This is a genomic window from Jidongwangia harbinensis, from assembly GCF_020216025.1.
GTDB lineage: Bacteria > Actinomycetota > Actinomycetes > Mycobacteriales > Micromonosporaceae > Actinoplanes > Actinoplanes harbinensis.
On sequence record NZ_JAIWNC010000041.1, the window covers coordinates 67,769 to 92,003 of the forward strand.

Here is a 24,235-nt window from a genome sequence, read left to right on the forward strand (position 1 = left end):
GTGCGGTTCGCGCTTTTCGATCTTGTTTCGGCATCGCGAAGACGACATGACTCCCGGCGGTACGCAGAATCCGCGCATGCCGCCGCCGACAGGACGTGCCGGGGCGGGACCCCGGCGCAGTGACGCCCGGCAACGACGTTCCGCCCTGCTCGCCGCGGTCGGTGAGCTGATCGCCGAGCGGGGCACCGAGTTCCCGCTCACCGAGGCCGCCGAACGGGCCGGCATCTCCACCGCCACCGCGTACCGGAACTTCCCGGACAGCGGCAGCGCCGTCGACGCGTACTTCGCGGAGCTCATGGGCGACCTGCTGGAGGCGTTCGCCGGACTGCCGGCCGACGACGACCCGATCGCCGACATCCGCCGGCACTGCCAGGTCTGGGTGGCGCAGGCGACCCGCTGGGGCGCGGCCGCGGTGCACATGCGCTCGCCCCGCGGGCTGCTCGCCCCCTCTTCGACGAACGGGTGGTCATCGACCTCACCGGCACGCTCGGCTGGAGTACGGCGACCGCCGCCGACCATCTCACCGAGGCGCTGCTGCGTACGCTCGGCGCCTGAGCGTCCCGAACCGGTCAGCCGACCTTCGCCAGCAGGTCGAGCACCGCGTCGGTGAACGCACCGGGCCGCTCCATGGCGGGCATGTGCCCGGCGCCGTCGATCCGCACCAGCGCGCACCCGGGCACCGCGGCCGCGAAGCGCTCCACCATCGCCACGTGATCGGTGACGTCCAGGGCGCCGTAGATGCCCATCGCCGGCACTCCGATCTCGCCCAGCCGTTCCCACGAGCCCGGCACGTGGGTGGGTGCCACCGCCTCCGGGCGAACATGGTTGGTCACCGTCGCGGTGAGCATCTCGCGGCAGCGGGCCAGGACGTCCGGGTCCACCTGGTCCGCCGTGCGGTCCGGGCCGACCACCAGCACCTGCAGGTACAGCTCCATCCAGGTCGCCGCGTCCATCCGCTGCTGAGCCTCGGCCATCCGGCGCTGCAGGTCGAGGATCCAGGGATCGGTGAAGACGGACTCGTTCGTGCCGGCCCCGGACACCACCAGACCGGACACCAGACGCGGGTACTCCAGGGCGGTGTCGGTGGCGGCGCCCGCACCCATCGACACGCCGACCAGCGTGGCCCGCCGTACGCCGAGGTGATCCAGCAGCTCGGCGATGTCGTCGCACTGCCGGAACGGCTCGGTCGGGGTCGGCGAGCGGCCGTGGCCACGGGCGTCCACCCGGATCACCCGGTGCGTCGCGGACAGGGCCGGCACCTGGTCGTCCCAGCTGCGCAGGTCCATCCCGCCGGCGTGCAGGAGCACGACGGCGTCGCCGGTGCCCGCCTCCTCGTAGTGGATCATCGGACCTCCTCCCCCGGCCGCGGGCCGGGCGTGGACCAGCCGTGGTCGTCGCCGGGACGACGGGCCAGGTCGCGGGTGTGTGCGGTGAGTGCCGAGATCACCCGTACGCAGGCGGCGATGTCCCGCGGGTCCAGCCGGTCGGCCAACTGCGCCAGGCCGGCCAGCTCCCGGTCGTGGATCTCGGTGAAGACGCGCCGCCCGGCGTCGGTCAGCTCGGCGAGCCGGGAGCGACGGTGCGCCGGGTTGGTCACGAAGCGCAGATAACCCAGCTCGGCGGCGGCGTCGGCCAGGCGCTGCACGACCTGCCGGGGCAGCCACAGCGAACGGGCCACCTGCGGCACCGTCTGCGGACCGTCCGCGAGCCGTTCGAGGACGGCCCGCATCGGCATCGTGACCTCGTGCTCGGCCAGCGCATCGGCGGCCACCTTGGCCGAATACTGATGCAGCGGCCGGACGTGCCGCAGCACCTCGTAGAGATCCTCCGCTCCTCGCGTCATGACACCAATGGTGTCGTATTGACACCGGGAGTGTCAACGTCGGAGAGCCACGAGCATGGCGGCGACCCTCTAGATTGGATTTCAACGCAACGATGTACATCGATCCCGGAACGAGGTGGTACCGATGACTGATCAGCCGTCCACCGTGGACCACCCGTGGGACGCGAAGCTGGACACCTCGGTGCCGCATTCCGCCCGGGTGTGGAACTACTGGCTGGGCGGCAAGGACAACTTCGCGGTCGACCGGGCGGTGGGCGACCAGGTCCGCGCGATCTACCCGGAGATCGTCGAGATCGCCCGCGCCTCCCGGGCGTTCCTGGTGCGGTCCGTGCGGTTCCTGGCCGGCGAGGCGGGGGTGCACCAGTTCCTCGACATCGGCACCGGCCTGCCCACCGCCGGCAACACCCACGAGGTCGCCCAGGCAGTGGTCCCGACGGCCCGGGTGGTGTATGTCGACAACGACCCGCTGGTGCTGGCCCACGCCCGGGCGCTGCTGTCCGGCAGCCGCGAGGGCGTCACCGACTACGTCGACGCGGACGTCCGGGACACCGCGACGATCCTGCGCGAGGCCGCCCGCTCGCTCGACCTCGACCGGCCGGTCGCGGTCATGATGCTCGGCGTGCTGGGCAACGTCCTGGACACCGACGAGGCCGGTGCCGTGGTGTCGCGACTGGTGGCGGCCATTGCGCAGGGCAGCTACCTGGTGGTCAACGACGGCACCGACACGGACGCGGCCGGCGTGGAGAGCGTCCGGGTGCGCAGCGACGCCGGCGACCCGTACCGTCTGCGCAGCCCGGCGGTGATCGCCCGGTTCTTCGACGGCCTGGACCTGGTCGAGCCGGGCGTGGTGTCCACACCGCACTGGCGGCCGGACCCGCACGCCGAGCCGGTCAAGCCGCTCAGCGTGGCCTGCGGCGTGGCGCGCAAGCGCTGATCGAGGCCGGGGCCGGCCGGCGGGCTCGCGCCGGCCGCCTCGGCGCACGGCCTGAGGACCGGGTCTGCCGCCCGCCGATGGGGGAAGCGGCGGACGGCAGACGTACGGTCGGTCAGGCGGTCGTGCCGGTGACCGAGCTGCCCGACCTGGTCACGTAGTAGGTCACCACCGCGCCACTCCAGAAGTGGAACCTCAGCGTCACCCGGGCGCCGTCGTTCACCTCGGCGAAGAACGCCGGCGTCAGGGTGATCGCGTTTCCGGCGTAGTCCGGCTTGAACGTCACGTCGAACTCCTTGAACGGCGTCCAGTTGTGCGGGCCGGCGTTGCTGCCGTCCGCGTAGGTGGCCTCCATCGTGGCCAGTCGGTCGCCGCGGAACTGGGCCGGTACGGCGAACCCGCCGGTGGTGCCGGTCGCGTTGGACAGGATCGGGGTGTCGTACGTGACGATGTCGATCCGCCACGGCACACCGGCCGAGAAGTGTGCGGTCAGCGTCGCGTTCACGCCGTACGGTCGGGATCCGGTCAGTCGGGTGAGTGCCGCGGCGGTCAGCGTGAGCTGATCGCCGGAGACCGTGTAGTCGGTGCCCCGCACCAGGTCGGTGCTGCCCTGCCGCAGCGCCGTGAAGGTCAGCCCGTTCGGGTTCAGCGTGAGCGTCCGGCTGGTGATCGGGGACGCCTTCGGGTGGAACACCAGGTCCGACGAGGCGGTGCCGGAGCGGGTGGTCCAGCTCGACCTGATCTGCGCGATGAGTTCCGGGTCGCTCCACTGCAGCGAGGTACGACCGAAGTGCTGCCCGTTGTCCCAGAGCATCGTGGTGATCTTCCGGGTTCGGGCGTGGTGGCCGAAGAACTCGAAGAACTTGAGCTTCTCGCCCTGCTCGATGGTGCCGGTGTGCCGGTCGAAGCCGAGCAGGCCGTACTCGCCGATGATCACCGGGATGCCGCGGGCGATGAACGTGTGGTACACCCGGTCGAACGCGTCGGTCAGGTCCTTCTGCGCGGTGGCGTCGAAGCGGGTGCCGCCGGCCACGTTGACGCTGAACGGCCAGTAGCCGTAGTAGTGCACGGTGGCGATGAGGTTGGGGTCGTTCATCGCGGTGAAGGTGGCGGCCAGTTCGTCGAGGCGGGCCTGGTCGGCCGAGGTGTGCAGGGTGGGCAGCACCAGCAGGCGGGTGGCGTTGGCCCCGCCGGAGTTGCGGACGATGGTACGGAACGACGTGTTGAGCTCGTTGAGCAGCTGAGCGTTCTGCGCGTCGCCGGAGCTGTTGGTGAACTGCGGCTCGTTGACACTCTCGAAGATCAGCCGGGACGAGTGGTTGCGGAACGTGCCGGCCAGCTGGGTCCAGGTGGCGTTGTAGCGGTTCAGCACCGTGGTCCGGTCGGCCGGCATGGTGTTGATCCACTGCCACGAGTCGTGATGCATGTTGATCATCACGTGGAACCCGTCGGCCACCGCCCAGTCCACCACCTCGCGGACCCGGTTCAGGTAGGCCGCGTCGATCGGGTAGTCCGGCGCCGAGCCCTGGTGCTGACCCCAGGTGACCGGGATGCGGATGCTCTTGAAGCCCTGCGCCCGGATGCCGTCGAGCAGCGCCTCGGTGATCCGCGGGTTGCCCCACGACGTCTCGTCCGCGCCGGTGGCGTCGAGCGAGTTGCCCAGGTTCCAGCCCGGCTGCATCGCGGCCACGATGTCCATCGCGTTGCTGCCCGCGGGCGGCGGGGTGGACGGCGACGTGCTCGGTGCCGGACCCGGGCCGCCGACGCTGCCGGTGCACGCCACGTCGTTCAGCGTGAAGCCGGTGGGTGCGGTGTTGCGCCCGGTCCAGCTGCCGTTGAAGCCGAACGACACGGTGCCGTTGGTGGCGATGGCCGCGTTGTACGAGGCGTTCGCCGCGGTGACCGCGTCGCCGGACGAGGTGACGGTCGCGTTCCATGCCTGGGTGACCCGCTGGCCGTCGGGGAACGCCCAGCCCAGGCGCCAGCCGTTGACCGGGTCGCCGAGGTTGGTCACGGTCACGTTCGCGTTGAAGCCACCGGACCATTGGTTGGCGATCGCGTACGACACCCGGCAGCCCGCCGCGGCGTGGGCGCTGGTCGCGGTGACCACGCCCACGCCGGCAAGGAGCGTGGCGACGCCGGCGGCGAGGAAACCGGCCCTTCGGACTCTGCTCGGTGGACCGGCCATGACGCTCCTCAGGTCGGGGTGCACCTGGTCTCATGACGGCGACAGACATCCGGACAGCACGCAGACCAGGCGGTTGGCCTCCGCAGATTAAGTCTGGAGTCTAAACTATGTCAATCGATGGACATGCCTCTCAGCCGGCCGTCACAAAGCTGGCCACCGCGCGGGTGAACGCCTCCGGCTGCTCCAGATGCGGGAAGTGGCCGCTGCCCTCGAACTCCACCAGTTCCGCACCGGCGATGCCCCGGTGCAGTTCCCCGGCCCAGCGCGGGCTGCAGATGAAGTCGTGGCGCCCGACCAGGATCAGCGTGCGGGCCGCGATGTCGGCCAGCCGCGCCCGGACGTCGAACGTCCCGTTCCACTCGCTCTCCACCAGGTACCCGCGGACCGCGTCACGCATCGGGAGCCACTCCTCCTCCCGCGCCCAGTAATCGGCGAAATAGGCCGGGAGCGCCTGCTGCAGGCACGCGGTGAACGCCTCGTCGGTCGGCTCGTGGCCGGCGAACAGGGCGTCCCGGGCCGCCGCCATCTGCGGGCGGTCACTGAACCGCTCCACCATCGCGTCCAGGTTGTCCTTGAGGTCGGCACCCCATTCCGGCCCGGTGTACGCCGACGTGGAGTAGAGCACCAGACCGGCGGTCCGCTCCGGGTGGTCCAGGGCGTACTGCAGGGCCACGAACCCGCCGTGCGAGTGGCCGACCACGTGCACGGCCGGCACGCCGAGTGCCTCCACCACGCCGTGCAGATGCCGGACGTACCGCTCGATCGTGTATCCGGCCGGGTGGGTGGGCAGCCGCCCGGAATCGGAGGTGCCGACCGGCTCCAGATACACCGCGGTCAGGTGCTCCTCGAGAGCGGGCATACGCAGGTAGCGCCAGTCGATGCCGGGTCCGCCGGAGTGGAAGACCGCGATCGGTCCGGAGCCGGTGACGTGGTAGACCTGCTGTACCCCGTCCACGGTGATCTCGTGCCGGCCATGTGTCAGAGAGGTAGTCACCGCGTCACGGTACAGATCCCGGTCGAGGACCGGGCGGCGTCAGCGGCTCGCCTCGGCCCGCTGGATCAGCGCCCGGATGAGCGACGCCAGCTCACCGGCCCGCGGACGGGCCGACGCCGACGCCGCGACGGACTCGACCTGCACGGGCGCCGCCGCGCTGGGCGGCACGAACGCGGCCACCGAGGCCGACGGTGCCGGTCCGGGGATGACGAGCACCGAGCCGGCCGCGGCCACACCGCCGGCGGCGATGAGGACGGGGAATCGCCATGAGCTCTGCACAAACGTGAACCCTAGGCGAGGGTTGTGAGGAACCTGTCAGCGCGTCAGGGGTGGACGGTCCAGTCCTGGACGTCGATCTGACTGCCGCCGTACCGCGGGGCGAAGATGCTCAGCGTGCCGGACGTGCGCAGGCGCTCGTGGTCGATCAGCGGATCGGAGAAGTAGATCGGCTCGGAAGTATGGCGCAACGTCCAGTCCGACCATCGGGACGCCTTCGACGCGGTCTCGATGTGCAGCTCGCGGGTGGCGGAGTCGCCGCTGGCCACGTACAGGTTGTCGGCGGCGTCGACGCCGATGTCACCGCGGCTCGAACGTTCCCGGAACGGCGTGTAGGTCTGGTGCCACGCCTTCGTCTGCTTGTCCCGCCAGTAGTGCACCAGCACCGCGTTCTCCCGGGCCGCGGTGAAGTCCGGGTTGTCCGGCGCGCCCGCCGGCAGGTGCGAGGCGAGTACGTGCACCACCCCGTCCGCGCCGACCACCTGGGATTCCTGGTTGATCAGCCCGCGGTTCTGGCCGATCGCCCACACCCGTAGCCCGGCCGCGTCCGAGCGCAGCGGGCTGCTGCCGGTGGTGGCGATGACCGATCCGGCGTTGTTCCGCCAGGTGCGGCCGTGATCCCGGCTGTACGCGTAGTACAGATCGTGGTTGGTGCTGGCGTTCGGTGTCTCCCGCACGGTCCATGTGACGTGCAGCAGGCCGGTGGTGTCGTACTCGATGCCGAACAGGTACGGGTTGTTGTCGGCGGTCGTGCCGTCGAGGAACCGGCCGACCGACGTCCACCGGCCGCCGGCGTACTCGAACAACGCCTCGTCGCCGGCTCCGCTGGTCCCGGTGCGGAGGGCCAGCTGCAACCGGCCGTCCGGGGCCCGGAAGAACTGCGGGTAGGTCAGCGCCGGCAGTGCCGCCCCGGTGAGCGTGGTCTGCACGGCACCGAAGCTGGCCGGGGTCCAGGCGGCGCTGTCCGGCGCGCCGGCCAGCCCGGTCACCGACCGGCGGTAGCGCAGCGCCGAGGAGTGCATGTCGAACGCCAGGTGCAGGGTGCCGTCCTGGCCGGAGATGCCGATGCTGATGGTGTTGTGCGAGTCCGTCGACGTGGTCAGGTAGTCGGTGAGCCGCAGGTTCTGCCAGGCCCCGGAGGGCACCTTGCGCCGGGACAGGTTGACGTAGCCGCTCTGGTCCCAGAACGCCGCGTACTGCCAGCCGGCGTACGTGGTGATGCCGTCCTGCTGGAACGACTCGCCGTTCATGTAGCCGGTGTAGGTGAGCGCGGTGCGGCCGGTCGTGGTCAGCACGGTGGTGGTGACCGGCGTGACGGTCGGCGCGGCGGCCAGGGCTACGACGAGGGCGGTCCGGAGCAGCAGCATCCCGCCATGCTCGCGCCGACAATCGACATACGTCAATGCCATCCGTGGTCGAAGATCGGGTACCGGTCGGCCGTACCGGTGACCTCCGGGTCGGCCAGGCCGGAGCCGTGGAAGACCGCGGCGTCCGAGCCGAGCGGCCCGTCGTCGTCCTGCTCCTCCGCCCACGGAGGCGCCCACTCGATGCGGAAGGCGTGCCGGACGTGCCGGACCACGGCGTCGGCGACGCCACAGACGTCGGCCAGGCCGATCGTCTCGGCACGCAAGGCGAGCTGACCGTGCAACTCGCAGGCGACCGCGTTGCGCAGGCGAACCAGGTCGGCGGGGAGGTCGCCGTCCGATTCAGTACTCATGCTCGTCACGCTCGGCTTCCGGCCGACCGCCGTCAATGTCCGGGTTAGTTATCCCACAGATCGTCCCTGGTCCTAGGGCTCCGGGGCGATCAGGTGGTCATCGGCGGCGTCCCGCACGGTGATCGCCTCCACCGGGCAGGACTCCGCCGCGTCGACCGCCGCGCCCGTCGGCGGCACCGGCGCCGGCGTGGCCACCGAGACGCCGCCGACCAGCGTGAACTGGTCGGGGTCGAGGCCGGCGCAGATGCCGGAACCGATGCACAGGTCCCGGTCGACGTGCAGACGCCACCGGGTTTCCGGCGCGGTCACCAGGCCACCGGCAGGGCACGCAGGCCGCGGACCAGCAGACCGGACTTCCACGGCAGTTCCTCGGCGTCGACCGCCAGGTGCACCTCCGGCAGGCGGTCGAGCAGGGTACGCAGGGCGACCTGCAGTTCCATCCGGGCGAGCTGGGCGCCGACGCAGTGGTGCACGCCGTGCCCGAAGCCGACGTGCGGGTTGGCACCGCGGGCGAAGTCGAGTTCGTCCGGATCGTCGAAGACCTCGGCGTCCCGGTTCGCCGAGGAGAGCGCGGCGATCACCGGCTCGCCGGCCCGGATGTGGACGCCGCCGAGCTCCAGGTCCTCGGTGGCGTACCGGGCGAATGCCGCGGCCGCGCCGAGCGGGACGTAGCGCAGCAGTTCCTCCACCGCGTCCGGGATCAGTTCGGGGTCGGCACGCAGCTGCGCGAGCCGGTCCGGGTGGGTGAGCAGGACGTACATGAAGTTGGAGATCTGGGTGACCGTGGTCTCGTGGCCGGCGGCGAGCAGCCCGGCGGCCAGCTCGACCATCTCCTGCTCGGTGAGCCGGTCGTTGTCGGTGTCCCGGACCTCGACCAGCGCCCCGATCAGGTCGTCGGTGGGCGTGACGCGGCGCTGCGCGATCAGGCCGGCCATGTACCCGTGCAGGTTCGCCAGGTACTCCTGGATCTGTTCCGGACTCAGCGACGTGGTCGACACGATCGCCTCGGACCAGGTGCGGAACAGGCCCTGATCGGTGTGCGGCACGCCGAGCAACCGGCAGATCACCATGATCGGCAACGGGGTGCTGAACCGTTCGACCAGGTCGGCCGACTGCCCCGCGGCGACCATCTGGTCGATCAGATCGTTCGCGATGGCGGTCGCTTCCGGGCGTAACGTCTCGATCCGGCGGGCGGTGAAGGCCTTGGCGATCAGCCGCCGCAGGCGGCTGTGGTCCGGCGGGTCCATGGCCAGGATGCCGGTGCCGATCTGCCGGTGCGTGGTGCGTGGTTCGTCCCGCCCGACGCTGGCGGCCCGGCTGAACCGCGGGTCCCCGAGGACCACCTTCACGTCGGCATGGCGGGTGGCCAGCCAGGCCGGTTCGCCGAACGGCAGCTGAACCCGGGTCACGGGTTCCTGCCGGCGCAGCTCCGCGTAGGCGGAGTGCAGATTGAGCCGGTCGGGTTCGCCGAACGGGTACGGCCGTGCGGTGCCCACCTGCGTGTCCGTCATCGCCGCGCTCCTACCGTTGAGGACCATCGGGGTGTGCACTCGATGTAGTGCACCAGACACGAATAGTAGATTGATGACCGTCGACGGATCTACTTACCGATCTCGCTGATCTCGGCGAACGGGCGGTTCCGGTCGGCCCACCACACCGCGTGGATGACGAAGCTGTGGTTCACCTCGTTGAAGTACACCGCCAGGTTGTCCGGGGTGTTCTGCACCGTGGCCACCGAGAAGCCGTCGTTCGGGGTGGCGGTCACCAGCTCGACCTTGCCCTCGGTCATCCGGATCACCGTGGTGCCACCGTCGACCCGGAACGAGCGGACGTACGTCTTGTCGCCGTCGCCGTCCTCCGTGACGGTCCAGCCGTCCTCGGTGGTGGTGGCCGCGGACGGCGTGGACGACGGGCGCGGCGGGGCGGTCGTCGGCTTGCGCGTCCGGCTCCGCGACTCGGACGGCGACGGGGTACGCCCGGACCGCGGCGACTCGGACCGCGGCACCGACGGCGCGGGGCCGGACGTGGCGCTCGGCACCGGCACCGGCGCGACCGCACCGGAGTCCCGCAGTTGCTCCACCGAGCCGAGCGCGCTCTCGTCCGCCGTGGCCGTACGCAGCACCGGCAGCATCGCCACCGAGGCCAGCGCCACGCTGGTCAGCGTGGCAGCGCACCAGCCGAGCAGCGGAAACCATTGCCGGGGAGATCGCACGTGGCCATCGTCTCACCTGACCTTAGGGTTGTCCCATGGCGCTGATCATGCTGGTCGAGGACGACCGCAACATCACCTTGGCGCTGACCCGCGCGCTGACCGACGCCGGGCACGTGGTGCGGCCGGTGGGCCAGGCCGGCGAGGCGCTCAAGATCCTCACCGCGGAACGGCCGGACCTGATCATCCTGGACCTCGGCCTGCCCGACATCGACGGCACCGACGCCTTACGGATGATGCGCAGCGTGTCCGACGTACCGGTGATCGTGGCCACCGCCCGGCGCGCCGAGGCGGACATCATCACGCTGCTCGGCGCGGGCGCGGACGACTACGTGACCAAGCCGTTCTCCAGCGGTCACATCCTGGCCCGGATCGCCGCGGTGCTGCGGCGCACCCGGACCGCGGCCGAGACGGCGCCGAACGTCATCACGGTCGGTGAGCTGACGATCAGTCCGCGGCAGCGGAAGGCCACGCTGCACGGCGAGCCGCTGCAGCTCACCCGGCGGGAGTTCGACGTGCTGACCTATCTCGCCGAGCGGGTCGGGCAGGTGGTCAGCCGCCGGGAACTGCTCACCGAGGTGTGGAACCAGGTCCGCATCGGCGAGGAACAGACGATCGACGTGCACATCTCCTGGCTGCGCCGCAAGCTCGGCGAGACGGCCGCGGCACCGAGGTTCCTGCACACCGTCCGGGGCGTCGGCGTGATGATGGTCGACCCGCGGTGAGATCGGAGCTGAACCGGCTGGCGCTGGCCATCACCTCGATGGTGGCCCTGGCCTTCCTGGTGCCGCTGGTCTTCGCGACCCGCCAGATCGCCCACGACCGGGCCATCTCCGACGCCCGGCAGCAGGCCACCGCGATCGTGGCGGCGCTGGCCGTGAACCCCGACCCGCAGCTGCTGAACAGCGCGATCGCCAGCACGGTGGCCGGCAGCACCGGCCGCCTGGCGGTCCACCTGCCGGATGTCACACCGGTCGGCGCCACCCACGTGACCGGCGAGGACGTCGCGCTGGCCACCCGCTACCGCCGCCCGGTGACCGCGCCCGCCGCCGGGGGGCTGGCCTATCTGCAGCCGAGCGTGCTCAGTGACGGACGCGCGGTGGTGATCGAGGTGTTCGTCCCGGACGACCAGATGCGGCGCGGCGTGTGGTCGGCCTGGCTGGCGCTGGGCGGGCTGGCGATCGTGCTGGTGGCCGGCTCGGTGCTGTTCGCCGACCGGCTGGGCGGCCGGCTGGTCCGGGCCACCCGGGACCTGGCCGGCTCCACCCGCCGGCTCGGCGCCGGCGACCTCACCGTGCGGGTGGAACCGTCCGGCCCCCGGGAGTTGCAGGAGGCGGCGAGCGCGTTCAACGCCATGGCCGACGACCTGCGCCGGCTGCTGGACGCGGAGCGGGAACTCGCCGCCGATCTGTCGCACCGGTTGCGTACCCCGCTCACCGCCCTGCGGCTGGACGCGGAGACCATGCCGCCGGGGCCGATCGCCGACCGGATGCGGCAGGCCTGCGACATGCTCGACGAGGAACTCGAGGGCATCATCGCGGGCGCCCGGCTCGGCGTCGAGGCGCGCGGCGCACAGCGGTCCGACCTGGTGGAGGTGCTGGCCGACCGGCTGGCGTTCTGGTCGGCGCTGGCCGAGGACCAGCAACGGCCGTGGCAGGTCGTGGGCGGTGACGAGCCGGTGCCGGTACCGGTGCCGCGCAGCGAACTGATCCTGGCGGTGGACGCGTTGCTCGGCAACGTGTTCGCGCACACCCCGGACGGGGTGGCCTTCCGGGTCACGGTCTCGGCGGCCGGCCTGCTCGTCGACGACGCCGGGCCGGGCATCGCCGACCCCGCCGCCGCGGTGCGGCGCGGGGTGAGCGGGGCCGGTTCGTCCGGGCTCGGGCTGGATATCGTGCGCCGGGTCGCCGAGGTGGCCGGCGGACGGCTGGAGATCAGCCGGGGGCCACTCGGCGGTGCCCGGATCGCGATGTGGCTGCCCGTACCCGAGGTGGTCCCCGCCGTGGCCGACCACCGGCCGGGAGAGACCGGCCGGCGCCGGCGCGGCCGCACACCTTCATGAGCCTTTCCGATTCTTTTAAGGCTCCTTTATGAACCGCGTGGCTACGGTCTCCGTCGTCAAAGTAAATCGGACGACACGTAGGGAGATCCACAATGCGTAGATCCATCGCATATCCCCTGGTCGTACTCGGGGCTGTCGGATCCACGCTGGCCGTCATGTCGCCGGCCCAGGCCCACGGATACGTCTCCACGCCGCCGAGCCGGCAGGCCCTCTGCGCCTCCGGGGACGTGAAGAACTGCGGCCCGATCGAGTTCGAGCCGCAGAGCGTCGAAGGCCGCAAGGGCCTCCGCTCCTGCGACGGCGGCAACGCCCCGTTCTCACCGCTGGCGGACGACAACCGCAACTGGCCGGCCACCGCGGTCGGCAACAAGGTCACCTTCAGCTGGGTGAAGCGGGCCCGGCACCGCACTCTGAACTGGGAATACTCCATCGGCGGCAAGATCATCGCCACCGTGCCGGGCAACAACGCGCAGCCGGACTCGGTGGTCAACCACGAGATCGACCTGAGCGGTTTCCGTGGCCGGCAGACCGTGCTGGCGGTCTGGAACATCGGCGACACCCCGATGGCCTTCTACAACTGCGTCGACCTGAACATCGGCGGTGGCGGCGGCAACGACTCCCGGCCGCCCGTGGCGGAGGTCAAGCCGCCGGTCGAAGAGGTCAAGCCCCCGGTCGAAGAGGTCGAGCCGCCGGTGCAGGAGGTCAACCCGCCCGCGCAGGCCGCCCCGGCGCCCGAGGCCGCGGCACCGGAGGAGGAGCAGGGTAAGTCCGGTACGGAGTGGGCCCGCAACACCGCCTACCGCACCGGTGACGTGGTGACCTACCAGGGCGCCCGCTACACCTGCCGCCAGTCGCACACGTCGCTGGTCACCTGGGAGCCGTCGATCTACACGCTCGCCCTGTGGATGCCGGTGTGAGGCGCCGGTACGCCGCGGTCCTGATCGCCGCCGCGCTGTTCACCGGCGCCTGCGGTACCGAGCCGGAGCCGCCGACCGAGAAGGTGGCCGTGCAGGCGGTGGTCCAGGCCGAGGGCGAGCACAACGACACCGACGTCATGTACCTGCAGATGATGATCGCGCACCACGAGCAGGGTCTGCAGATGGTCCGGCTGGCCGCCAAGCGTGCCCAGCGGTCCGACGTACGCACCATGGCCGCGGCGGTCGACGCGGTCCAGTCCGACGAGGTCACGATGATGAAGGCGTGGCTGACGAAGTGGTCCGCGCCGACCACGGTGGACCACGCTCCGGACGCGCACGCCGACCACGGCGGGCTCCCGGCGACCGGCCCCAACGAGATCGCGGCGCTGCGCAAGGCGAAGGGACCGGCCGTCGACACGACGTTCCTCAACCTGTTCCTCGCCCACCAGCACAGCGCGGTGGAGATGGCCGGGACCGAGACCACGGGCGGCAAGAACGCCGAGGTCAAGGCGCTGGCGCAGCGGATCCGCGACTCCCGCACCGACCAGATCAAGCAGATGCTCAACCTGCTCAACGGCTGACCGAGGTACCGCAGGCACTACTTCGGGTTTCCAGGAGCGGGGATCGATCATGGCGCTCGCGAGCGGGAAGCTCTAGGTATCACATCCGCAGCGTTACGCGAGGAGCCTCCGATGCCGAAGACCCGTACCGCCGACGCCACGTCGCCCGCCCGCTCCCCGCGGCGCCGTCGAGTGGTCGTGACTCTCGCGACCCTCGGCGGTGTCGCGCTGACCGGCGCCCTGACGGTGCCCGCGGCCCACGCGCAGCTCACCCCCAAGCATCGTCCGGACGCTGTCCAACAAAGCGTGGACCGGCTGGTCTCGGTGGACAAGTTCCCCGGCGTGATGGCCTCGGTGCGCCAGGCCGACGGCCGGGTGCGCAACTACACGGCCGGCGTCGCCGACCTGAAGACGCGGGCGAAGATGCCGGTCGACGGCCGGGTCCGCATCGCCAGCAACACCAAGATGTTCACCGCCACCGTGGTGCTCCAGCTCGTCGGCGAAGGCAAGGTCAAGCTGGACGAGCCGGTCGAGACGTACCTGCCGGGCGTGGTCCGCGGCGACGGCATCGACGGCCGGAAGATCACCGTCCGCCACCTGCTGCAGCAGACCAGCGGTCTGGAGGACTACGACGACGGCATGATCGGCGACGACTTCGTCGGTGCGCTCAAGCGCTACTACGAGCCGTACGACCTGCTGGACATCGCGTTCGCGATCAAGCCGAAGTCCCAGCCCGGTGAGAAGTTCCTGTACAGCAACACCAACTACGTGCTGGCCGGCCTGGTCGCGCAGAAGGCGAGCGGACGCCCGATCGGCGAGCTGATCACCAAGCGCATCATCGAGCCGCTGGGCCTGCGCCACACGTACTGGCCGGCCGAGGGCGACATGACGATCCGCGGCACCCACCCCCGCGGCTACGTCCCGCCGATGAACGGCAGCCCGGCCATCGACATCACCGAGACCGACACCTCCGGTGGCTGGGCCGCCGGTGCCCTGACCGGCACGCCGAGCGACCTGAACCGGTTCCTGGCCGCCCTGCTCGGCGGCAAGCTGCTCAAGCCGGCCCAGCTCAAGGAGATGAAGAAGACGGTCGACGCGCCCGGCTTCGACACCGTCGGCGGCTCCCGGTACGGCCTCGGCATCGCGACGTTCAAGCTCAGCTGCGGCGGGGTCGCCTGGACCCACGGCGGCACCGCCCCCGGCTACATCACCGCGGCCGGCGTGACCGCGGCCGGCAAGGCGGCGACCGTCGCCACGAACTCGCTGTACCCGTCCGAGGAATCCCCCAAGCACGTGGAGCAGTCGCTGGACACCGCGCTCTGCCGCTGACCGGTCCACCGATCCGGCCACGGGCCGCCTGCCGCTCCGGCGCAGGCGGCCCGCCCGCGTTCTCGGGAAGGATGGCACGTCGGATCGGGTATGCGACGCGGCGGCCGGTTCAGATCAAGGCCGGCAGGCGCAACACTGAGCGTCATGGTGGACACCGACCGCACCGCTCAGCCGACCCGTACCGCAGCCGATCTCGACGGGCCCAAACCCGTTCCGCTGCTCGGCAACCTGCCGGAGTTCACCCGCGGCCGGGTCACCCACCGGGTCCTGGAGAGATGGTGCGACGAGTACGGCCTGACGTACCGGTTCCACCTGGCCCGCCACCGGGTGGTCGTGACCGCCGACCCGAAGGTGCTCGACGTGGTGATGCGGAAGCGTCCCGACGACTTCCGGCGCAGCGGGCTGATGGCCGGCGTCCTCGACGAGATCATCCCGACCGGCGTGTTCACCGCGGAGGGCGACCAGTGGCGCCGGCTGCGCAAGATGGCGACGCAGAGCCTCAACGTCGCGTACCTCCGGCAGTACTTCACCACCATCACTCAGGTCACCGAGCGCCTCACCCGGCTGTGGGACCGCGCCGCCGACTCGGGCGAGTCGATCGACGTGCTCGACCAGATGATGCGCTACACGCTGGACGTGACGGTGGCCCTGGCGATGGGCCACGACCTGAACGGTCTGGAGACCACCGGGGAAGGTCTGCACAGCCGGCTCCCGAAGCTGTTCCCCGAGTTCGCGCGGCGGATCGAGGCGCCCTTCCCGTACTGGCGGTACGTGCGGCTGCCCCGGGACCGCCGGCTGGACGCCACGGTCCGGGAAATCGAGGCGGTGGTACGGGAACGGTTCGTCGAGGCCCGGGCCCGGGTGGCGAGCGGTGCGGACCCGGCGAACTTCCTCGAGGCGCTGGTGAAGCCGCTGGAGGACGAGCCGGCCTTCACCGACGACGAAGTGTTCGGCAACATGATGCACATGCTGCTCGGCGGCGAGGACACCACGTCGTCGACCGCCGCGTGGACGCTGCACTACCTGGCCGAGCACCCCGACGTGCACCGGAAGGTACGCGCCGAGGCGGACGAGGTTCTGGGCGACCGTAAGTTCCCCGCCGACCCGGCCATGGTGGGCCGCCTGAAGTACGCCGAAGCGGTGGTCAACGAGGTGCAGCGGCTGCGGCCGGTCGCGCCGTACCTGGTGATGCAGCCGCTCAAGGACGTCACACTGGACACCCGGGACGGCCGGCTGCACCTGCCGGCGCTCACCGTGCTGTTCGTGCTCATCGCCTACGGTGCCCGCCGCGACCAGGTGCGCTTCCCCGAGCCGGAGACGTTCCGGCCGGAGCGGTGGCTGGACGGCTCGATGCCGCCCGAGTCTCTGCCGTACACCCCGTTCGGCAACGGCCCGCGGTTCTGCCCGGGGCGCAACCTCGCCATGATCGAGGCCACCATGCTCGCCTCCGTACTGGCCCGCGGCTTCGACCTCGAACCGGACCGGTCCGCCGGGGAGGTCGGGGAGTACATGACGTTCACCGCATTCCCCACGAACGTCGCGGTCCGGGTTCGGCGCCGCGGGTAACCGCAGGCCACTATGGTGGTCAGCCGGTCCGCGCGCGTCGAGGAGGAATCCGATGAGGACGTTGACGCCGCACCCACGGTGGCCGCACGAGGCACTGAACGTCACGGAACTCCACGAGAAGGGCTGGCGCCCGACCGCGTTCCGCGAGTTCGTGCTCAAGGTCCACCAGCGCTGCAATCTCGCCTGCGACTACTGCTACGTCTACGAACTCGCTGATCAGACGTGGCGGGACCGTCCGCGGGTGATGGCACCGGCGGTCTGGCAGGCGGCCGCGAACCGGATCGCCGAGCACGCCCGCCGGCACCACCTGCGCCGGGTGACCGTGATCCTGCACGGCGGCGAGCCGTTGCTGGCGGGCCCGGACCGGTTGCTCCGTCTGACCGCCGACCTGCGCGCCGCCATGCCGGACGGATGCCGGCTGTCGGTCGGCATGCAGACCAACGGGGTGGCCCTCGACGAGCGCACGCTGACCCGGCTGGCGGACGACGGGATCACCATCGGCGTGAGCGTGGACGGGTCGCCCGCGGACCACGACCGGCACCGGACGTTCGCCAACGGGACCGGCAGTCACGCCGCCGTCGACCGGGCGCTGCGGCTGCTCGGCAGCCCGCCGTTCCAGCCGTCGTTCGCCGGGCTGCTGTCCCTCGTCGATCCGTCGACCGACCCGGTGCCCACGTTCGAGGCGCTGCTGCGGTACCAGCCGCCGGCCGTCGACCTCCTGCTCCCGCACGCGAACTGGGCCACCCCTCCGGACCGTCGGCCGGGCTCCGCGACGCCGCACGGCGACTGGCTGGTCGCCGTCTTCGACCGCTGGTACGACGCACCGCGCCGGGAGACCCGGATCCGGCTGTTCGAGGAAGTCATGAGCCTGCTGCTCGGCGGGTCCAGCCGCTCGGAGCAGGTGGGCCTGAGCCCGGTGGCGGTCGCGGTGGTGGAGTCGGACGGCGCCATCGAGCAGGTGGACTCGCTGAAGAGCGCGTACCCCGGCGCGTGCGCCACCGGCCGCAACGTCCGCACCGACTCGTTCGACGCCGTGCTCCGGCACCCGGCGGTGGCGGCGCGGCAGATCGGTGCGGAAGCGCTGTGTGACGGCTGCCGTTCCTGCCCGGTGTCCGCGGTGTGCGGTGCCGGCCACTACGCGCACCGGTACCGCCCCGGCGACGGGTTCCGCAATCCCTCCGTCTACTGCGCCGACCTGCAGGTGCTGATCCGGCACGTGCACCGCCGGATGACCGCGGACCTGTCCCGCCTCGCCGGACGCTGATCACGCCCGCCGGTCACCGCGTGGCGGTGCCGTAGGTCAGCCCGTAGCCGTACTGGAACAGCGGCGTCTTCCCGTCGCCGTCGTTGATCGGCTGCTGGGCGGCCGACTGCATCCAGGTCATCGGCAGCTTCCCGGTCGGCGCGTGGTCGCCGAACAGCACGTCCGCGACGCCCGCCCCCTCGCTGCCGGGCAGCCAGGCGGCGAGCAGCGCGTTCCAGTTGCCCACTTCGGCCGCGACGTCCAGCGGACGGCCGGAGACCAGGACCACGATCACCGGTACGCCGGTGGCCCGCAGCCGCGCGATCGTGGCCAGGTCGGCGGCGTCCAGGCCGAGCGAACCGGTGCGGTCGCCGGAGTACTCGGCGTACGGGGTCTCGCCCACCACGGCGATCGCGGCCCGGTACGAGCTGTCGATCCCGGTCCCGTCCCGGTGGTAGGTGACCGTGGTGCCGCCGCCCACAGCGCTCCGGATGCCGGTCAGGATCGACGTGCCCGGCACCGTGTTGCCACTGCCGCCCTGCCAGCTCAGTGTCCAGCCGCCGCTCTGGTTGCCGATGTCGTCGGCGTTCTTGCCGGCCACGAAGATCTTCCCGCCGGTCTTGGCCAGCGGCAGCACGCCGCCCGCGTTCTTCAGCAGCACCTGCGACTGGCGGACCGCCTGGCGGGCCAGCGCGCGGTGGTCGGCGCTGCCCACGGTCGAGGCGTAGCTGCGGTCCGCGTACGGGCGCTCGAACAGCCCCAGCTCGAACTTCTTGGTGAGGATCCGCCGGTTGGCGTCGTCGATCCGGGACATCGGGATCTGTCCGGCCTGCACCGCCGACCGCAGGTAGGAGACGAACGTCTTCCAGTCGGTCGGCACCATCAGCATGTCCAGGCCGGCGTTCACGGCGGTGACCACCTCGGCCTGGGTGAAGCCGCGCTGGCCGTCGAGCTGGTCGATCGCGGCCCAGTCCGAGACCACGAAACCGCTGAACCCGAGTTCGCCCTTCAGCACGTCGGTGATCAGATACTTGTGCCCGTGCAGCCGGGAGCCGTTGAAGCTGCTGTACGAGATCATCACCGAGCCGACCCCCCGGTCCACCGCGGCGGCGAACGGCGGCAGGTGGATCGCCCGCAGCTCCGCCTCGCTGATCTGGGTATTGCCCTGGTCCGTACCGCCGGTGGTGCCGCCGTCACCGAGGTAGTGCTTCGCGGTGGCCAGCACCGAGGCCGGGCCGTCCAGTGTGGTGCCCTGGAAGCCGTCGATGATCGTGGTCATCGCGCTGGGCAGTTCCGCGGTCTCGCCGAACGACTCGTACGTGCGCCCCCACCGGTCGTTGCGGGCGACGCAGAGGCACGGCGCGAACGTCCAGTCCTGGCCGGCGCCGGTGACCTCCTCGGCGGTGGCCCGGCCGATGCGCTGCACCAGGGCCGGGTCGCGGGTGGCGCCGAGCCCGATGTTGTGCGGGAAGATCGTCGAACCGTACACATTGTTGTTGCCGTGCACCGCGTCGATGCCGTAGATGATCGGAATCTGCAGCGGCGTGGCCAGCGCCCCGCGCTGGAAGCCGTCGTACATGTCGGCCCAGGCCGCCGGGGTGTTCGGCGAGGGTGCCGACCCGCCGCCGGAGAGCACCGATCCCAACCGGTACGAGGTGAGGTCCGCGGCCGTGACGACCTTCCGCTCCGCCTGGGTCATCTGGCCGACCTTGTCGTCCAGCGTCATCCGGGCCAGCAGGTCGTCCACGCGCGTGGCCACCGGCAGCGCCGGATCCTGGTACGGCAGCGCGGCCGCCACGGCCGGCGTGGGCAGCGCCGGGCCGACCACGGCGACGGTGGTCAGCAGCAGGCCGGTCAGGACGACGCGCGGCATTCTCATGCCGGAATCGTCACATGGGAGCGCTCCCATTACAACCTGATGTCCATCATGTAACGGGCAGCAACGTCAGCGGGCGTTCAGCCGTGCGGGAATCCTCGGCAACCGCGCGGTCATGTCGAACCGCGAGGGTTCGCGCGTGCCTACCGCCCCGGGGAGATCACTGTGGAACGCCGGAACCTGTTGAAGGCGGCGGCCGCCGCGCCCGCCGTACCCCTGCTGGGATCTGCACCGGCGCAGGCCGCGGCGCGCGGCAAGGCCGGGGACCGCTTCGCGCTCGCGGTGCTGCCGGACACCCAGTACCTGTTCGACGCGGACAGCGCGGATCCGGCGCCGCTGCGCGAGACGTTCCGCTACCTGCTGGAGGAACGCAGCGTCGTCTTCATGACGCACCTCGGCGACGTGACCGAACACGGCACGGCGGACGAACTGGCGCTGGCCGGTGAGACGTTCCGGAAGCTGGACGGACGGCTGCCGTACAGCGTGCTGGCCGGCAACCACGACGTACCCGGCGGCACCGACGAACGCGGCGCCAGCCCCTACCTGAAGGTGTTCGGCCCGTCCCGGTTCGCCGGCCTGCCGACCTTCGCCGGCGCGTCGCCGGACGGCTACAACACCGCGCACCTGTTCTCCGGCGGCGGCCGGCGCTGGCTGGTGCTCGCGCTGGACTGGCGCAGCTCGGACGCCGGCCTGGCCTGGGCCCAGACGGTCATCGACCGGCACCCCCGCGTCCCGGTCATCGTCACCACCCACGACCTCGCCTACGCCGACGACACCGGCGCCGCCGCGCTCTCGGCACACGGCCAGCGCCTGTGGGACCGGCTGATCCGCGACAACGACCAGGTGTTCCTCACCCTCAACGGGCACTACTGGCCGCCCGGCCGCACCACGCTCACCAACGCCGCCGGGCACGACGTCCACGTGCACATCACCAACTACCAGGACCGGTACTACGGCGGCGCCGGCATGATCCGGCTCTACACGTTCGACCTGGCGCGGAACACCATCGACGTGGAGACGTTCGCGCCGTGGTTCCTGTCCCGCGACCCCGCCGCCCGTACCCCGCTCGAGGCGGAGCACCTCGAACTCACCGGGCCCACCGACCGGTTCAGCCTCGCCATCGACTTCGACGCCCGGTTCGCCGGCTTCGACCCGGTGGTGATCCCGGCGCCGCGCCCGGCACGCTCGGTGATCGACCGCCACACCGCCGCCTACTGGCGGTTCGACACCGCAGGCCAGGCGGTGACCGACGGCGCCGCGGTGCGAGACCTCACCGGCAAGGGCAACGATCTGACGGTACGCCGGCTACCCGGCAGCCCCGCCGACGTGCTGACGATGTCCGCGGAGCACCACCCCGGCCAGCCGGCGCACGCCAGCCTGCGGTTCGACGGCGGCAAGGGCCCGGACCGCGGAGCCATCCTGCACACCGGCCCGGACGCGGCGCTGAACAGCATGACGTTCACCGACGGCTACACCATCGAGGCGTTCCTGAAGCTGCCCGACCCGTTCGTCGGCGACCACGCCTGGATGGGCATCCTGAGCTGGGAGGGCCGCAGCGGCGACGCCGGCAAGACCAGCGGCTGGTCCCCCCTCGAACCGACCTGCAGCCTGAACGTGTCGCCGGAACGCTTCCTGCAGTACGTGGTGTACCCGGTCGACCGCGACGCCGACCCCACGTCGTGGAGTCACGCGCTGCCGGTAGGCCGCTGGATGCACGTCGCCGTGGTCAACAACGGCCGCCGCACGATCGTCTGGGTCGACGGTTCCAAGATCGCCCGGAACCCGACCCAGCCGGCGCACGGCATCGCCACCCTCGGCCGCCCGTTCGTCCTCGGTGCCACGTCCTTCGACCTCAAGTACGGACACGGCTTCTACGGCTGGCTCGGCGACGTACGGATCACCGCCAAGGCCCTCCGCCCGGAGCAGTTCCTGCCGGCTGGACGGTAGCTTCCACGTCCGGCCGGAATTCGCCCGTCAGGCCGATCGACGGGTTGCCGGATCCGTCATACGCTGGCGTCCCGGCCAACGCGGGGTGACGGAAGGCAGACCGATGTCCCACAACTCGGTCGACGTCCGGACGGACGTGGACGGCAGCCTGGTGGTCCAACCCCACGGCGTGCTGGACGACGACTGCGCCGTGCAGTTCCGGCAGGTCCTCATCCACGCGGTACGCAAGGTCCGCCCCCTGCGCCTCATCGTCGACCTGGGGGACGTCTCCGACGTGGACCCGATCAACCTCGGCACCCTGGCCGCCCTCTGCGACATGGCGGACGACCACCACGTCGTGGTCTTCCTCGAAAACACGTCTGCCCCGCTGGCCGTCCGCCTCCGCGCCGCCGGAGTCCCGGCCCAACGCCTGCGCGGCAGCCCCACCCTCGACTCGGTCGCCGGCTGACATCCCCGCACGACAATCTGGGTACACACCGAGCCATGATTGCTCGTGTCGGCGCGTCGATCGTCGCGGTCTGCCTGCTCGGCGGCTGCACCTGGGACAACGGTGACGGCCGCGACCGCAACCCCGCGAACCAGCCCGGCTACGTCCGCCCCGACGACGAGAAGGCCGACCCCCGGCGCCCCCACTCGACCCGTGGCGGCGCCAAGACCTCCGCCGCCACGTTCACCCTGATCAACGGCGCCGACACGGTACGGGTGCGACTCGGCGACCTGGGCGACGACCTGTTCGAGGTCGCCACCCCGGACGACGCCAAGGTCTCCCCCACGGTGCAGGTGGACGGCACCACCGTGGTGGCCGGCCTGCGCGGCACCGGCCACCATGGACCCGCCGCCGTCTCCGTCCTGCTCAACGACGACGTGCGCTGGCTGGTCAAACTCGGAGCGGGCGCGGTGGAGAAGCAGGTCGACCTCACCGGCGGCCCCGGCGGCAACGTGGAACTCGGCACCGGCTCCACCCGCGCCGAGGTGGCCCTGCCCGCCGCGGCCGGGCAACAAACCGTCACGATGACCGGCGGGGTACAAACGATGGAGGTACGGCTGGCCGGCGACGCCCCGGTCCGGGTTGCGGTAGGAAACGGCGCCGGCTCGGTAACCGTGGACGGCCAAACCCGCACCGGCGTGCCGGGCGGCTCGGTGTGGGCCCCGCCCACCTGGACCACCGCAACCGACACCTACGACATCAACGTGGCAGCCGGCGTGTCCCAGCTGACCGTCAGCCGACAGTGACGCCCGCCGCGCATGAGACGAACGCCTTTCCCAACTAGCAGGGGTCGACCACCTTCCGAGCCGCGAACGGGGGGTTCCGCTCAGCCCCTTTGCCGGACGCGCACCAGGAGCTAGACCCGCAAAGCTCTGCAACATCCCCAAGTGGCCCCACGGCGAGGCCAAACTCCCCACGAGCTGGGTCACCGACCGACACCGTGTGGGCCTGCGGCACGGACCAAACCGCACCTCCCCACGCGCCCACCCCCCGACCGACACCGTGTGGAGCCGCGGCACGGACCAAGCCAGAACTCCCCACGCGCCCAGCCGTGTGAACCTACGGCACGCACCAAACCAAACCTCCCCACGCGCCCACCGTCGACCGGCAGCGTGCGGAGTTATGGCACGGTCCGAACCGCACTTCCCCACGCGCGCAGCGTCGACCGGCAGCGTGCGGAGTTGCGGCAGGGACCGAACCGCACTTCCCCACGCACGCAGCGTCGACCGGCAGCGTGCGGAGATGTGGCACGGTCCGAACCGCACTTCCCCACGCACGCAGCGTCGACCGGCAGCGTGCGGAGATGTGGCACGGACCGGACCGCACTTCCCCACGCGCGCAGCGTCGACCGGCAGCGTGGGGAGTTGTGGTTTGGGAGAGAGCAGGTAGGGGGCGGGGGATGAGGGGGTTGTGTGAGGTTGCGGCGTGGGCCGCGGCGGAAATGGTGTCCGCGCGTAGGCCGGTCCCCGCAAGCCGGTCTGCAAGGTGTCTTGGACGTGCCGGGCCCTGATGAAGCCGGTGCTGAACAAGGCGGGTGCTGAACAGGCCGGGTGCTGCACGTGCCCGGTCCGACAAGGCAATCGTGCACAAGTCGAGTTGGCATAAGCCGAGTTGGCATAAGCCGCGCGGGCAACTAGCAGAAGGCAATCGTGCGCAAGCCGGGCTGGCATAAGCCGGGCTGGCAGCAAGCAGAAGGTGGTTCCGGTGCAGCCGGCGCCCGTCAGGGCCTGTGGGTTGCGGGGGTTCGGGCGGCGGGGATACCAGATCGGGAATGCAGAAATGGCCCACCCCGTCAGGGGTGGGCCATTTCTTCACGTTGAGTCCGGCGGCGTCCTACTCTCCCACACCCTCCCGAGTGCAGTACCATCGGCGCTGGAGGGCTTAGCTTCCGGGTTCGGAATGAGACCGGGCGTTTCCCCACCGCTATGACCACCGAAACACTTACCAACAAACCCCAAACCAGCAACCCCACCCCGGCAAGCATGTGCCCCGGGTGGGGGTGGTTGTTCGTTTGCTGTGAATCACACAGTGGACGCAAACCATCAAATATGGTGTGGTTAAGCCCTCGGCTTATTAGTACCGGTCAACTG

The 24,235-nt window shown here is 71.0% G+C and carries 23 protein-coding genes and 1 rRNA gene; 12 read left to right on the plus strand and 12 right to left on the minus strand.

Going from position 1 to position 24,235, the window contains the following annotated elements; genetic code table 11:
- Positions 1-76: 76 nt before the first annotated feature.
- Entirely contained in the window at positions 77-610 is a 534-nt protein-coding gene (locus LDL48_RS35605) for a TetR/AcrR family transcriptional regulator (RefSeq protein ID WP_225259547.1), read from the plus strand.
- Here LDL48_RS35605 and LDL48_RS35610 read toward each other — a convergent pair.
- Together LDL48_RS35610 and LDL48_RS35615 are read right to left on the minus strand one after the other, a co-directional pair.
- Entirely contained in the window at positions 570-1,346 is a 777-nt protein-coding gene (locus LDL48_RS35610) for an alpha/beta fold hydrolase (protein WP_225259548.1), read from the minus strand. The genes LDL48_RS35605 and LDL48_RS35610 overlap by 41 nt on opposite strands.
- Positions 1,343-1,843, minus strand: coding sequence for a MarR family winged helix-turn-helix transcriptional regulator (locus tag LDL48_RS35615; protein ID WP_225259549.1), 501 nt, complete (start codon positions 1,841-1,843; stop codon positions 1,343-1,345). Before LDL48_RS35615 ends, LDL48_RS35610 begins: the two co-directional genes overlap by 4 nt.
- Before the next feature lie 124 nt (positions 1,844-1,967).
- Here LDL48_RS35615 and LDL48_RS35620 point away from each other — a divergent pair, with 124 nt between their 5' ends.
- Positions 1,968-2,777: an SAM-dependent methyltransferase gene (locus LDL48_RS35620; protein WP_225259550.1), complete on the plus strand. Its 810-nt coding sequence runs from the start codon at positions 1,968-1,970 to the stop codon at positions 2,775-2,777.
- A gap of 112 nt (positions 2,778-2,889) precedes the next feature.
- Here the strand turns inward: LDL48_RS35620 and LDL48_RS35625 are convergent, their stop codons facing one another.
- The 8 genes from LDL48_RS35625 to LDL48_RS35660 form a co-directional block, all read right to left on the minus strand.
- Positions 2,890-4,962, minus strand: a complete 2,073-nt coding sequence (locus tag LDL48_RS35625; protein ID WP_225259551.1) for a cellulase family glycosylhydrolase — start codon at positions 4,960-4,962, stop codon at positions 2,890-2,892.
- A gap of 130 nt (positions 4,963-5,092) precedes the next feature.
- Positions 5,093-5,956, minus strand: coding sequence for an alpha/beta fold hydrolase (locus LDL48_RS35630; protein ID WP_225259552.1), 864 nt, complete (start codon positions 5,954-5,956; stop codon positions 5,093-5,095).
- Between the two features lie 39 nt (positions 5,957-5,995).
- Entirely contained in the window at positions 5,996-6,235 is a 240-nt protein-coding gene (locus LDL48_RS35635) for a hypothetical protein (protein WP_225259553.1), read from the minus strand.
- 44 nt (positions 6,236-6,279) lie between these two features.
- The gene (locus LDL48_RS35640) at positions 6,280-7,599 is read right to left on the minus strand and encodes a BNR repeat-containing protein (protein ID WP_225259554.1); all 1,320 of its coding nucleotides are present in this window, start codon (positions 7,597-7,599) and stop codon (positions 6,280-6,282) included.
- Between the two features lie 32 nt (positions 7,600-7,631).
- Positions 7,632-7,949, minus strand: a complete 318-nt coding sequence (locus tag LDL48_RS35645; protein WP_225259555.1) for a hypothetical protein — start codon at positions 7,947-7,949, stop codon at positions 7,632-7,634.
- 72 nt (positions 7,950-8,021) lie between these two features.
- A complete protein-coding gene (locus LDL48_RS35650; protein WP_225259556.1) occupies positions 8,022-8,258 on the minus strand; it encodes a ferredoxin in 237 nt (78 codons plus the stop codon).
- The gene (locus LDL48_RS35655; RefSeq protein WP_225259557.1) at positions 8,255-9,460 is read right to left on the minus strand and encodes a cytochrome P450; all 1,206 of its coding nucleotides are present in this window, start codon (positions 9,458-9,460) and stop codon (positions 8,255-8,257) included. The genes LDL48_RS35650 and LDL48_RS35655 overlap by 4 nt, the downstream gene beginning before the upstream one ends.
- Positions 9,461-9,549: 89 nt before the next feature.
- Positions 9,550-10,161, minus strand: coding sequence for a DNA mismatch repair protein MutL (locus LDL48_RS35660; protein ID WP_225259558.1), 612 nt, complete (start codon positions 10,159-10,161; stop codon positions 9,550-9,552).
- 35 nt (positions 10,162-10,196) lie between these two features.
- Here LDL48_RS35660 and LDL48_RS35665 point away from each other — a divergent pair, with 35 nt between their 5' ends.
- The 7 genes from LDL48_RS35665 to LDL48_RS35695 all read left to right on the plus strand — a co-directional run bounded on the left by LDL48_RS35665 (position 10,197) and on the right by LDL48_RS35695 (position 17,856).
- Entirely contained in the window at positions 10,197-10,883 is a 687-nt protein-coding gene (locus LDL48_RS35665) for a response regulator transcription factor (protein WP_225259559.1), read from the plus strand.
- Positions 10,880-12,220, plus strand: coding sequence for a sensor histidine kinase (locus LDL48_RS35670; RefSeq protein ID WP_225259560.1), 1,341 nt, complete (start codon positions 10,880-10,882; stop codon positions 12,218-12,220). Before LDL48_RS35665 ends, LDL48_RS35670 begins: the two co-directional genes overlap by 4 nt.
- Positions 12,221-12,312: 92 nt before the next feature.
- Positions 12,313-13,137 carry a lytic polysaccharide monooxygenase gene (locus tag LDL48_RS35675; protein ID WP_225259561.1) on the plus strand — a complete coding sequence of 275 codons (825 nt, stop codon included), beginning with the start codon at positions 12,313-12,315 and terminating at the stop codon, positions 13,135-13,137.
- The gene (locus LDL48_RS35680) at positions 13,134-13,718 is read left to right on the plus strand and encodes a DUF305 domain-containing protein (RefSeq protein ID WP_372472267.1); all 585 of its coding nucleotides are present in this window, start codon (positions 13,134-13,136) and stop codon (positions 13,716-13,718) included. Before LDL48_RS35675 ends, LDL48_RS35680 begins: the two co-directional genes overlap by 4 nt.
- 111 nt (positions 13,719-13,829) lie before the next feature.
- Positions 13,830-15,026, plus strand: coding sequence for a serine hydrolase domain-containing protein (locus LDL48_RS35685; RefSeq protein ID WP_225259563.1), 1,197 nt, complete (start codon positions 13,830-13,832; stop codon positions 15,024-15,026).
- A gap of 144 nt (positions 15,027-15,170) precedes the next feature.
- Positions 15,171-16,592, plus strand: coding sequence for a cytochrome P450 (locus LDL48_RS35690; protein ID WP_225259564.1), 1,422 nt, complete (start codon positions 15,171-15,173; stop codon positions 16,590-16,592).
- 52 nt (positions 16,593-16,644) lie between these two features.
- Complete coding sequence (locus tag LDL48_RS35695; protein ID WP_225259565.1) at positions 16,645-17,856, plus strand: FxsB family cyclophane-forming radical SAM/SPASM peptide maturase; 1,212 nt, start codon at positions 16,645-16,647, stop codon at positions 17,854-17,856.
- A gap of 13 nt (positions 17,857-17,869) precedes the next feature.
- On the opposite strand, the gene LDL48_RS35700 is transcribed toward LDL48_RS35695, so the two are convergent.
- Positions 17,870-19,714 carry a glycoside hydrolase family 3 protein gene (locus tag LDL48_RS35700; RefSeq protein ID WP_225259566.1) on the minus strand — a complete coding sequence of 615 codons (1,845 nt, stop codon included), beginning with the start codon at positions 19,712-19,714 and terminating at the stop codon, positions 17,870-17,872.
- A 162-nt stretch (positions 19,715-19,876) separates the two neighbouring features.
- On the opposite strand from LDL48_RS35700, the gene LDL48_RS35705 reads away from it, so the two are divergent.
- The 3 genes from LDL48_RS35705 (at position 19,877) to LDL48_RS35715 (ending at position 22,891) form a co-directional block, all read left to right on the plus strand.
- Positions 19,877-21,658 (plus strand): LamG-like jellyroll fold domain-containing protein, encoded by a 1,782-nt coding sequence (locus LDL48_RS35705; protein WP_225259567.1) that lies wholly within the window; start codon positions 19,877-19,879, stop codon positions 21,656-21,658.
- 103 nt (positions 21,659-21,761) lie between these two features.
- Positions 21,762-22,106 (plus strand): STAS domain-containing protein, encoded by a 345-nt coding sequence (locus LDL48_RS35710; RefSeq protein WP_225259568.1) that lies wholly within the window; start codon positions 21,762-21,764, stop codon positions 22,104-22,106.
- 35 nt (positions 22,107-22,141) lie between these two features.
- Entirely contained in the window at positions 22,142-22,891 is a 750-nt protein-coding gene (locus LDL48_RS35715) for a hypothetical protein (protein ID WP_225259569.1), read from the plus strand.
- A 1,074-nt stretch (positions 22,892-23,965) separates the two neighbouring features.
- Here the strand turns inward: LDL48_RS35715 and rrf are convergent.
- Positions 23,966-24,082, minus strand: a 5S ribosomal RNA gene (rrf, locus tag LDL48_RS35720).
- Positions 24,083-24,235 lie beyond the last annotated feature (153 nt).